The sequence below is a fragment of the Sphingopyxis witflariensis genome (assembly GCF_002205635.1).
In the GTDB taxonomy this organism is placed as follows: Bacteria; Pseudomonadota; Alphaproteobacteria; order Sphingomonadales; family Sphingomonadaceae; genus Sphingopyxis; species Sphingopyxis witflariensis.
This window is the reverse complement of sequence record NZ_NISJ01000024.1, coordinates 1-9,605: the sequence shown is the minus strand read 5'-3', so window position 1 is coordinate 9,605 and position 9,605 is coordinate 1. Positions and strand designations below refer to the sequence as shown.

At 63.2% G+C, this 9,605-nt stretch carries 11 protein-coding genes; 6 read left to right on the top strand and 5 right to left on the bottom strand.

Annotated elements, in window-relative coordinates; all coding sequences use genetic code 11:
• Positions 1 to 519 precede the first annotated feature (519 nt).
• Both CDQ91_RS20670 and CDQ91_RS21375 read right to left on the bottom strand, forming a co-directional pair.
• A complete protein-coding gene (locus CDQ91_RS20670) occupies positions 520 to 1,182 on the bottom strand; it encodes a 5'-methylthioadenosine/S-adenosylhomocysteine nucleosidase family protein (RefSeq protein WP_237246095.1) in 663 nt (220 codons plus the stop codon).
• Positions 1,183 to 1,225: 43 nt separating this feature from the next.
• Complete coding sequence (locus CDQ91_RS21375) at positions 1,226 to 1,393, bottom strand: hypothetical protein (protein ID WP_158213740.1); 168 nt, start codon at positions 1,391 to 1,393, stop codon at positions 1,226 to 1,228.
• On the opposite strand from CDQ91_RS21375, the gene CDQ91_RS20665 reads away from it, so the two are divergent.
• From CDQ91_RS20665 to CDQ91_RS20650, 4 genes are all read left to right on the top strand, one after another.
• Positions 1,394 to 2,353 carry a bile acid:sodium symporter family protein gene (locus CDQ91_RS20665; RefSeq protein WP_088474587.1) on the top strand — a complete coding sequence of 320 codons (960 nt, stop codon included), beginning with the start codon at positions 1,394 to 1,396 and terminating at the stop codon, positions 2,351 to 2,353.
• Between the two features lie 62 nt (positions 2,354 to 2,415).
• Complete coding sequence (locus tag CDQ91_RS20660; protein ID WP_088474586.1) at positions 2,416 to 3,627, top strand: toxic anion resistance protein; 1,212 nt, start codon at positions 2,416 to 2,418, stop codon at positions 3,625 to 3,627.
• A gap of 8 nt (positions 3,628 to 3,635) precedes the next feature.
• Complete coding sequence (locus tag CDQ91_RS20655; protein WP_088474585.1) at positions 3,636 to 4,364, top strand: hypothetical protein; 729 nt, start codon at positions 3,636 to 3,638, stop codon at positions 4,362 to 4,364.
• A gap of 281 nt (positions 4,365 to 4,645) precedes the next feature.
• Positions 4,646 to 6,217, top strand: coding sequence for an EAL domain-containing protein (locus tag CDQ91_RS20650; RefSeq protein ID WP_088474589.1), 1,572 nt, complete (start codon positions 4,646 to 4,648; stop codon positions 6,215 to 6,217).
• A gap of 239 nt (positions 6,218 to 6,456) precedes the next feature.
• Here CDQ91_RS20650 and CDQ91_RS20645 read toward each other — a convergent pair whose 3' ends face one another.
• Positions 6,457 to 6,969, bottom strand: a complete 513-nt coding sequence (locus tag CDQ91_RS20645; RefSeq protein ID WP_088474584.1) for an Mpo1 family 2-hydroxy fatty acid dioxygenase — start codon at positions 6,967 to 6,969, stop codon at positions 6,457 to 6,459.
• 370 nt (positions 6,970 to 7,339) lie between these two features.
• On the opposite strand from CDQ91_RS20645, the gene CDQ91_RS21545 reads away from it, so the two are divergent.
• Positions 7,340 to 7,507, top strand: a complete 168-nt coding sequence (locus tag CDQ91_RS21545) for a DUF4102 domain-containing protein (RefSeq protein ID WP_174688534.1) — start codon at positions 7,340 to 7,342, stop codon at positions 7,505 to 7,507.
• A 543-nt stretch (positions 7,508 to 8,050) separates the two neighbouring features.
• On the top strand, positions 8,051 to 8,881 hold the full coding sequence (locus tag CDQ91_RS20635; RefSeq protein WP_088474582.1) for a 23S rRNA (adenine(2030)-N(6))-methyltransferase RlmJ: 831 nt from the start codon (positions 8,051 to 8,053) through the stop codon (positions 8,879 to 8,881).
• A gap of 127 nt (positions 8,882 to 9,008) precedes the next feature.
• Here the strand turns inward: CDQ91_RS20635 and CDQ91_RS20630 are convergent, their stop codons facing one another.
• Both CDQ91_RS20630 and CDQ91_RS21135 read right to left on the bottom strand, forming a co-directional pair.
• Positions 9,009 to 9,329, bottom strand: coding sequence for a hypothetical protein (locus CDQ91_RS20630; RefSeq protein WP_088474581.1), 321 nt, complete (start codon positions 9,327 to 9,329; stop codon positions 9,009 to 9,011).
• A 183-nt stretch (positions 9,330 to 9,512) separates the two neighbouring features.
• Positions 9,513 to 9,605, bottom strand: a 93-nt coding sequence (locus tag CDQ91_RS21135) for an integrase catalytic subunit (protein WP_144036679.1), incomplete at its 5' end; no start/stop codon positions are given.

Sequence of the window (9,605 nt, the reverse complement as noted above, 5' to 3'; positions counted from 1 at the left end):
CACAACCTCCGCTTCACGCAGCTTGCCAATAATCTCTTCCGGGCGATGCTTCTTGCTCGGCATTCATAATCTCCTTCGTAATCCAAAATATCATCAATTTTGGACCACTCAGAAGGGGGCAGATCATGGCGGCGGCAACGACCACCCACAGCCAGCAATACCCAAGCGGGCATGGTCTACTGCACCGACGTCGCTGCCCCCGGATCAAGTCCGGGGTGACGAGGGGTGATGGGTCGCCTTTGGGTGGAAAGCCCCTGCCCTTTTGCCTCCATCCCCGTTTCTTGCCATTCCCGCGCAAGCGGGAACCCAGAGCGTGCGTCAGCTGACGCAATATCCTCCCTGTCGCGCAGCGATGGGGAGGGGGACCGCCGCGAAGCGGTGGTGGAGGGGCCGCGACGCCAGCGCCAAAGCCCCTCCGTCAGCCGCCTGCGGCGACTGCCACCTCCCCATGCCTGCGGCACAGGGAGGATCATGTCCGCAAGCGGTCGTTGACAGTCATTCGTCAGCGAAGAGGTTCGATCACAGCATCGCGACCAGCCGTTCGATCTCCACCGCCGCCAACCCGGCGGCACGCACCAGATTGGCGTGGAAATCATCGCCGCTGTCGCCGTTTGCCTCGTCGGTCACCGCCTTGATCGCGGCCCACGGCTTGCCCAGCCGCGCCGCGACCTGTGCGACCGCGCCGACCTCCATATCGACCAAAGTCGCGCCGAGATGGCTGGCCAGATCGGCGGCAGAATCGGGGCAGGCCACGAAGCTGTCGCCGCTGGCGATGCGCGCGTGCGGCAGGTTCAGGCCGGGGTCGGGCATGGCGGTGAAATGCGCCTCGCCCGGCTCGCCGATCGGCCATTCGCCCGCGCGATAGCGGCGGAAGCGGCCGGGCTGGGCGGCGCCATAGTCATGTTGCACCGCCTCGGCGATCCAGTACGCACCCGGCGCGGCGCCGAGTGCGCCGCAGGTTCCGGTCATCAGCAGCATGTCGGCGTCGGCGCCGAGCATGCCCGCACAGAGGGCGGCGTTGACCTTGCCGAGGCCGCAGGTGGCGATGGTGAGATTGTGGCCGTGGATGATGAGGCGGCGGGCGGCGAAGGGGCCGGTGTCGCGGGCGACGGTGGCGGCGAAGAGCGCGTCGGCTTCTTCGGGGAGGGCGGCGAGGATGAGGATGTTGGCCATGGGGCTCATCTACGCCTCTCTCCGTTCGTGTCGAGCGAAGTCGAGACACCCGTCAGAGTGGCGCTTCGCCGAAGGCCATCTCGACTTCGCTCGATGCGAACGGGTGGTTGGGGTCGCTATCGACGATCCGCCATGTCTCCAGCGGCCCCTGCCTTCGCAGGGGCGACGGGATGGTCGCGACGCGCTTGCCAACCGCCCCGCACCCCGCCATCGCTTTCAAATGCTTTCCCGTATCTTCCCCGACCGTTTCGTCCCCGTGCTGCTCGCGACGATCCTGCTCGCGAGCCTGCTCCCGGTGCGCGGCGCCGCGGTGCCGATCGCGCAGGGGCTGTCGACCGCCGCGATCGTCTTTCTCTTCTTCCTCAACGGCGTGCGCCTGCCGCGCGACGAGGTGCTGCACGGCATCCGCAACTGGAAGTTACAGGGGGGCGCGCTGACCTTCTGTTTCGGCGCGATGGCGCTGCTCGGGCTGGCGGCGCAAGCGGCGACCGCGTCCTTGTTGCCCGCGACGCTCGCGCTCGGCTTTCTCTTTCTCGGCATTCTTCCCTCGACCGTCCAGTCGGCGACCGCGGCGAGCAGCCTGGCCGGCGGCAATGTCGCCGCGAGCGTGGTCGCGGCGGCGTTGCTCAACCTCAGCGGGGTGATTGTCTCGCCGCTGCTCTTCGCGGCGCTCGCAGGCAGCGCGGGCGAGATCAGCGGTGCGGGGGCGCTGCGCATCGTCGCGATCCTGCTGCTGCCCTTCATCGCCGGGCAGTTCGCGCAGCGCTGGCTGCGCCCGTGGGTGCTCGCCCATCGCGGCCTTGCGACCTTCATGGATCGCAGCGCGATCGCGATCGCCGTCTATGTCGCCTTTTCGGCGGCGGTGGTCGCGGGCATCTGGGACCTGCTTGATGGGCGCGAGATTGGGATTGTGATGGGTGCCGTTGCGTTGCTCCTCGCGCTGTCCTTCGGCGGGGCGTGGCTGTTCGGCGCGCTGCTGCGGCTCAAGCGTCCCGACCGCATCACCCTGCTCTTTTCGGGCGCGCAGAAAAGCATCGCGGTCGGCGCGCCGCTCGCGGCCACGCTGTTTCCCCCTGCAGTGGCCGGCATGGTGCTGGTCCCGATCCTCGTCTATCATATGGCGCAGCTGATCCTGTCGGCGTGGATCGCACCGGTGTTGAATCGGTCAGCGCGGGTGTAGTGCTTGAACAACACAGACCCACATGCCATATAGGGTACGGCATCGGGGTGGAAGGAAGACGAATGAGCGAAGCAATTGCAACCGCAACGGTGACCGACGAATTGAAGCTGACCCCGCCCGATCCGGTGCCGGTGGTCTCACCCGAAAAGGCCGCCGGGCTTGTCCCGCTGTCGGGCGAGCAGAAATCGAAGCTGGAAGAACGCGTCGATGGCTTCATCGACGATCTGGTCGCGCAGGATGTCAATTCGCCTGCATTTGGCCAGAAAGTCGACCAGATCACCAATATGGGCCGCAAGGAAATGCTGGAGGCGGCGAACCAGTCGAACCGTTTCCTCGACCGCCCGATCAAGGCGATGGACCGCGACACCGACATTGGCCAGAATCTGATCGAACTGCGCAACACCGTCGAGCGTCTAGATCCGTCGGCGAATGGCAAGTTCCTCACCAAGCGCGGCTTTTTCGACAAGCTTCTGGGCAACAAGGTCGGCAATTATTTCGCGCAATATCGCAGCGCGCAGACGCATATCGGCGGCATCCTGACCGCGCTTGCCAATGGCAAGGACGAGCTGTTGATGGACAATGCCGCCATCGACGTCGAACGCCGCAAGCTGTGGGAAGCGATGGGCAAGCTCGAACAGATGGTTCACATCGCCGGAACGCTCGACGCCAAGCTCGAAGCCAAGGCAAACGAGCTCGACGGTATCGATCCCGCCAAGGCGAAGGTGCTGCGCGAAAATGCGCTCTTCTATGCGCGCCAGCGGACGCAGGACCTGCTCACGCAAATGGCCGTGACGGTACAGGGCTATCTCGCGCTCGACCTCGTGAAAAAGAATAATGTCGAGCTGGTGAAGGGGGTCGAACGCGCCTCGACCACCACCGTCGGCGCACTCAAGACCGCAATCACCGTCGCGCAGGCGATGACCAACCAGAAGCTCGTGCTCGAACAGATCACCGCGCTCAACACCACGACCGCGAACATCATCGACGGCACGTCGAAGATGCTGAAGGATAATACCGCGCGCATCCACGAGCAGGCGGCGTCGAGCACGATCCCGATGGAAACGCTCCAGCGCGCGTTCCAGAATATCTATGACACGATGGACGCGATCGACACCTTCAAGCTGAAGGCGCTCGACAGCATGAAGACGACCGTCAACACGCTGGAGGGTGAGGTCGCGAAGTCGAAGGGCTATATCGCGCGCGCCGAGGGCGCGTCACAGGCGCAGGCGAGCGTCGGCGGCGCCGACAGCCCGCTCGCGTCGCTCGAAGCCTGAGGCGCGTCATGACGATGAGCGAAGTCGACAAGATCCGGATTTCGGCCGCATCGGCGATCGAACGGTCACGCGAACGCCGCCGCCCGATCGGAACGAAAAGCGTCGCGCTGCGCCGCCAACATGCCTTCAAGAAGCTCGGCCGGATCCTCGTCGCGGGCGGGGTGGTGCTCGTCGGCGCCGCGCTGTTCGGGACGCTGATCCAGCCGCTCGGTTTCCTCGGCCTGCTCGCACTGATCGTGCTGTTGGTTGGAGTTGGAGTGCTGTTCGGCAAATGGCCACCCTTCCCCGAACCGCGCCAGGCCGATCTGCCCAAGACCGACCTGAAGCAACTCGCGGGGCGCACGGAAATCTGGCTCGAAGCGCAGCGCCCGATGCTGCCCGCGCCCGCCAAGACGCTGGTCGACGGCATCGGGGTCCAACTTGACCTGCTCGCGCCGCAACTCCAGACGCTCGACGCGGCGAGCCCGGCGGCGGCGAATATCCGCAAGCTGGTGGGCGAGGATCTGCCCGAACTGGTCGCGGGCTATCAGCGCATCCCGGCGGGACTCCGCAAGGAAGCGCATGCCGGGCGCACCCCCGACGAAACGCTCGTCGGCGGGCTCAAAATGCTCGAGAGCGAGATTGGCAATGCGGCGCGCAGCCTCGCCGCGGGCGATCTCGACAAGCTCGCGACGCGCGAACGCTATCTCCAGCTCAAATATCAGGGGCTGGAGAGCGAGGACGCGCCGGGCGGCTAGAGCTCTCTCGCCGCCCATCCAATGGGCGCTCCGCACGAGCGCGCGGACCTGGATAGGGACGAACGCGTCGATCCGCTTGGCGCCGCCCTTCGCCCATGCGCTGGCGGTCGCGTGCGATCAGCAACACCTCGACATCGGCCTGTTCAGCGCCGCGAAACAGCAAGGGCGGGACCATTCCCTTGCCCATAGCGATCGGTTAAGCCCCTGCTGATATTCTGGAAACAGCTCCCGCCGCGACGATGCCGCAGGCGGCATCTCGAACAGGTTGAGCGGTGATCGGCATGCAGCGGCGAACCATATTGATCCTGGCCGCATGCCTCGCAATCTGCGCGGGCATCGCCCCGCTCGTTGCCATCGCCTATCTATCCCAGACGCGCGCGACGCAAGCCGAGCAGCAGCATCTGGCCGAATATGCACAGTGGACGCTAAAGCGCGCAAATATTACGCTGACCGAGGCAGAGGATGCCTTGCGGCAGTTGAAGGGCGCGCACGGCTGCACGCCCGCACATATCGTCCGGATGCGACGGCTGACGATCGATGCCCGATCGGTTGACGAGATCGGCCATTATCAGGGCGGACGATTGACATGCACGAGTTGGGGACAGGTTCAGGCTGTGGTTCCTGAGAGCGCCCCCCATGAGCGGCTGGCCAATGGGCTGGGCCTCTATTTGCACGTCAAACCCCGGATCACCCGGGGGAGCGAAATGCTGGTGCTTAGTGACGGGGCGCATAATGTGCTAATCCAGCCGCAGCGCATGGATGTGCTGCTCGACAGCCATATCACCGTCGGCGTCGCGACCGGGCAGGGACGGCTTGTCGCCTTGTCGGGAAAGGCCGATCCGCGCCTCGTCGAACGGCTGACCCGGACGGCGGAGAGCGGGACGGACGAGCATCACCTGTTCGCCGTCGCCAGAACGCCCAACTTCATAGCCTTTGCGATCAGCGACCAGTCGGCGGTTCAGGATCATCTGGGCAACGAATTGCGACTACTCATTCCTGTCGGGCTGTTCGTGTCGGCCATTCTGATCGGGGTGGTCGCCTGGGTTTCGCGCGACCGACTCTCGCCGCAAAAGGAGCTGGCGCGCGCAATCCGGCGGCGCGAATTCGTCGTCCACTATCAGCCGATCATCGAACTTTCGACCGACTTGTGCGTCGGCGCCGAGGCGCTGATCCGGTGGTGCGGGCCCGACGGCAAATGGATCGCCCCCGACAGCTTCCTGTCGCTCGCCGAAGAAACCGGGCTCGTCGCCGGCATCACCGACCTGCTGATCGAACATGTCGTCGAGGATCTGACGCAGATGCTGACCGCCGAACGATCGGTGCATATCGCGATCAACATCGCCGCCAGCGACATGGAAAGCGGGCGTTTCCTGCCGGTTCTGAAAGCTGCGCTGGCGCGATCGGGCGTCGCGCCGTCGCAAATCTGGCTGGAGGCAACCGAACGCGGCTTCATGGATGCCGAGGCTGCGCGCCGGACGATCGAGGCGGCGCGCGCGGAGGGGCATATGGTCGCGGTCGATGATTTCGGTACCGGCTATTCCAGCCTTTCGCTGCTTGAAACCCTGCCGCTCGATGCGCTCAAGATCGACCGGAGCTTCGTCGCGGCGATCGGCAAGAATACCGCGACCAGCATCGTGACGCCGCACATCATCGACATGGCGCACAGCCTGAAATTCAACATCGTCGCCGAAGGCGTCGAGACGGCCGAACAGGAAGATTATCTGCGCAAGGCCGGGGTCCAATTCGTCCAGGGCTGGCTCTACGCCAAGGCGCTGCCGGCGGATGCGTTCGTCGCCTATTATCGCAAGCGCAACGGCGGCAAAATCTCACCCTTCCTGAAGCTCCCGCCATAGCGCGAGCGGAGCATGACTCCGACCGCGCCGCGCCGGCCAGCAGCGCATGCGCAGGCCTGCGGCCCCCTTGAGATTATAGCCCTCGCCGAAATCGGTAAGTGCGGTGTCACCCGCGGCCTCGGTGGAGAGGGTGGAACGGCCGCCACCCCAGTTGTAGCTACCGCCAACGCCGAGTTCGCCGGTCAGGCGCTGACCGCGGTTGCCGAGGTAAGGGAAAGCACGGGACGCCCCGCGCCATATTAACGCGCGGTCACGCGCACCGGCCCCGAACGCTCTTCGACGACGCGGCGCACATCATCGCGCAGCCCCAGCCAAAAGGCAATTTCGGCGACGATGAACAGCGGCCCGACGGCGAGCCCCATCACATCATCGACGAACGCCGGTTTGCGGCCCTCATAATAATGGCCGACGAACTGGATGATCCATCCGATCACGAACAGCCCAAGTCCCCACCCCAGCCAGACGGCGGTCGATTCTGCGGCGAGCGCCTGTCCGGCCAGCACGCTCAGCGCAAGCAGCCCTGTCATCACGGCGCCGAAACGCAGGTCGAGTCGCAAATAGAAAAGTGCGCCCGCGGCCGCGACCAGAACGGCCGGCGACAATGGCCAGCCGAACAGGATCAAAGAAGGGCGCGACAATAATATGGCAACCGCGACAACGATCATGGGAATCCCGATCACATGAGTGATGATATTGCGGGAATCACGGTGATAGGCGGCATATTGGGAAAGATGGTCCGCGAGCGACTTCATCGATATTCTCCTCCTTCGCTGTTCATATCATCACCGCAGCGTCTGAACAGATTGTTTTTCAACTGTCATCAAAGCAGTCATTTCGGAGAGGAGGAGGATTTACTTGCCCTGCTGTACCGGACAGCATGGAATCGGATGCGCCCACAGCGCCCGAGCCAACTAAATTCGCGTGCGGTGCATGATCAGTCATCAGAGGTGGAGTGGCTGGATACCCCGCGACTTGTATAAATTTCAATGCCGACTGGTACCAAATCATCCTATAGACGATTGATAATAGGTTCATTTTCTCCCCGAATTTGACACCATCAATACCTATATGATCCCATCGAACCCACGATATTATGTGGGAACAAGTGTGGGAATAATTTCCTTGATCGAGAACCTGATGGGACAACTGACCGCTAAATTCATCCAAAATGCCAAAGCCGGTCGTCACGGCGACGGAAATGGTCTTTACCTTCTCGTGAAGATGGGTGCCGCACGAATTTCGATCGTCGTTCCGCGACTGGGCCGCCGAACAAAAGCCCGACATACCTGATCCGGTAGCCGAGGCAGCGCTCTCCCACACGGTGCCGGACGCGGTCGTCAAAGCCTATAAGCGCACAAAGTTCTTCGAGATGCGTCGCACCCTTCTCGATTGCTGGAGCGACATTATATTGGAGTCAGCTTCTACAGCAGAATGAAATCCAAGCCGATTAGCTGTGCGAAAATCGTCGATTTGTGGCCGCGAGCGGACTGGCGGCTTTAGAGGGCAAAACTGAAGCAGCGCACTTCGAAGCGCCACAGTTCTGATAATGCGGTGGTATACGAACGTTCGGCCGACATCGGGCCACCGGGCGCTTCGCGGCAATGCCAATCGCATCCGGCTCCTCGATGATCGAACCTTCGCATGCGGCCCGGAGGCCTGTGTCTCCGCCTCTGGTGACGATCGCTAACGCGAGCTTGAGGCCTTGCGCAGAATGCTTTGAAGGTTTCCGCCCGACTCTATAAAGGCACTGGCTTGGTTGCTTCCATCGCCTCGCGCTCGGCTTCCGCGCCCAGCCGTTCGTATAAAGGCAGATCGCCAGGATTTTGAATTACAATGAATTATCGCCATTCCTTCCATGCTGGCAATAGCGCCGATGTCGTAAAGCACAGCCTGCTGATCGCCCTCGTGCGGGCCTTGCAGCAAAAACCGGGCGCGCTGACCCTGATCGACACCCATGCCGGTTGCGGGCTGTACGACCTTGGCGGCCAGGAGGCGAGGCGCACCGGCGAGGCCACACAAGGCGTGCGGCGGGCCTTCGCCGACCCGAACCCCTTGCTGGACGACTACCGCGCCGCCGTACAGGCGGCGAATGCCGGCGCAGAGCCTCGCTTCTACCCCGGATCGCCGCGAGTTCTGGCGCAGCTTCTGCGTTCGCAGGATTTTCTGATCCTGAACGAGAAACATCCCGAAGACGCCTGTGCCCTGCGCGGCGCGATGCGCGACACATCCGCCGCCGTGCATCAGCGCGACGCCTACGAGCTTTGGCTGGCGATGCTGCCGCCCCGCACCGCGCGCGGCGTGGTGGTGGTCGACCCGCCGTACGAGCAGACTGATGAACGCGCACGTATCACCGCTACCCTCGCGGCCGCGCACCGCAAATGGGCGCACGGCGTGACGGTGGTCTGGTATCCGCTGAAAGACCGCGCCACGCATGTGCGGTGGAAGGCGAAGTTACGCAACCTCGGTATCCCGAAATTTCTGGTGGTGGAGCATTGGTTGTACGATCGCGATCAGCCCGACATCTATAACGGCGCGGGCCTTTTTATCGTCAACCCGCCCTACGCCTTCACGCAGGCGCTGCAGCCTCTGCTGGACGCCCTGCGCGCCGCGCTGGCGCCGGAGGGGCATAGGGGAGAGATCACAACCGATTGGTTGGGCGATTAAAATAAACCCTCATCTTCCTCTTCTCCCAAAGAAGGAATTGCCGCGCTTCGGCTTGTAAACAAATTTGGTCACGCTGAATTGAAAGCACGGTTTTCGCGCTGGATGCCAGTGCTCCAGACGATTGCGCTTAGTCGCCGTCGGCATCAACCATGAAAACCGTCGGCTTGCCGCGAGAAGCCGGGTCCCATCCTGCCGACAATGCCGCTCGCACCCCTCGCGAGGCTATCGCGTCGTTAATATGCGAACGCCCTTTCGGCAAACCTTTCAACAGGCGCTTTGGCGTCGGAAATTCCAGCACGGCTTCGCGTGGCATGTCTCTCTGGCGCAAGGCGACCCTCATGCCCCTCCAGCCTTCGGAAGTGGACAGTTGGGGCTCGCTCAGGAGTTCCCAGTCATATTTGACACCATCGATTTGGACGGTGCCGCCGCGGCCGTGCATATGAAGCATAGGATGCCCTTAGCATGTTAGGCGCGCCGCTCCAGTCGCTTCACATCAAAATCGGCCACCGGAACGTTTAGCGGCCAAGACAGCCGCTCCGCGGCGACGATATCTACCGGATGTGGACAGCCTCTCAAATCAGATCCAAAAAAGCCAGCTGACCGGCCCCCACCGAGTGGTCCGGGTGGATTGTTAGTGCATTGACGCCTCCCTCGCCAGTGTTGGCCGTAGGTGGAGCGAAGCGGAACCGGAGGGCAACACTGGCGAGGGAACGGCCTCCGGCGC